This is a genomic window from Rhodoplanes sp. SY1, assembly GCF_046000175.1.
Taxonomy (GTDB): domain Bacteria; phylum Pseudomonadota; class Alphaproteobacteria; order Rhizobiales; family Xanthobacteraceae; genus Rhodoplanes.
Genome location: NZ_JBEOMB010000361.1, coordinates 1 through 850 on the forward strand (window position 1 = coordinate 1; position 850 = coordinate 850).

Genomic DNA, 850 nt, shown 5'->3' on the forward strand with positions numbered 1-850 from the left:
CGAGATCCTGGAACTCCGTCGGAAAGAGATCCCGCTGAAGGCCGTCGATGATCTCGTCGCGACGGATGATCAGGCCCATTGGTGGCCACAGCCCTTCTTTTTCCCGGATGTCTACGAGCACGATGATTCGCCAGTTCGGAACATCGTGCAGCAGCGATTGTAACTCCTTGATAATCGCGGGCCTCAGCAGGGCGAGGTTGTTGATCTCGACCTTGTTCTCGGCGGGCCCCCAGTTCTCGTCGAACACAAAATAGTCGCCGTTGGCGAAAGGGTCCTCGATTCCGTACTTCCGCATGACGCCCGCAATCCGGGAGAACATCATCGACCACAGTTCGCTTTGCCGATCGTCGTCGCTCATGGGGTTCGTCCATCACTCGTTCCCACGGAATATGAAGCGGCTACGGTAACCACAAATCAACTCGCGCATTCGGACCATGCGGTTGAAATTTCGTATCCGAGGATCGGCGGACCTCTCGATGGCTCTCAGGAATGAACGAGCCTGGTCGGCTGTCATCTTCTCGATGTCGATCTTATTCTCATCCAAGTACTTCTTGAACTCGCCATAGACTGCATCGCGGTATACTCGATGCGCTTCGTCCCAGACGTTGTTGCCTTCGTAGAACAATGCCCCTGTCGTCGCATTATCAAAAACCGAAAATGCCTCGTCCGGCAAGGGGAGCCGTGTGTAGATGCTCTGCGGCATGAAATGATGGCCGCGCCGCTTGTTTGCAACATATTGAGCCCAATCTGTTCGATCGAACTCGAGCGGCCCGTCCGACAAGAAATGTGGGTTGCTCTCGGTCGCCGGCTTCGGACCTTCCCAGTCCTCATCCGTCCACTGCCCACCGTC

2 protein-coding genes are annotated in these 850 nt (G+C 55.9%); both read right to left on the reverse strand.

Features of this window, described 5'->3' with window-relative positions; all coding sequences use genetic code 11:
• The coding region (locus ABTU92_RS29665) for a hypothetical protein (protein WP_408095128.1) at positions 1 to 358 on the reverse strand (358 nt) is incomplete at its 3' end.
• Between the two features lie 12 nt (positions 359 to 370).
• Positions 371 to 850, reverse strand: a 480-nt coding sequence (locus tag ABTU92_RS29670) for a hypothetical protein (RefSeq protein WP_408095129.1), incomplete at its 5' end; no start/stop codon positions are given.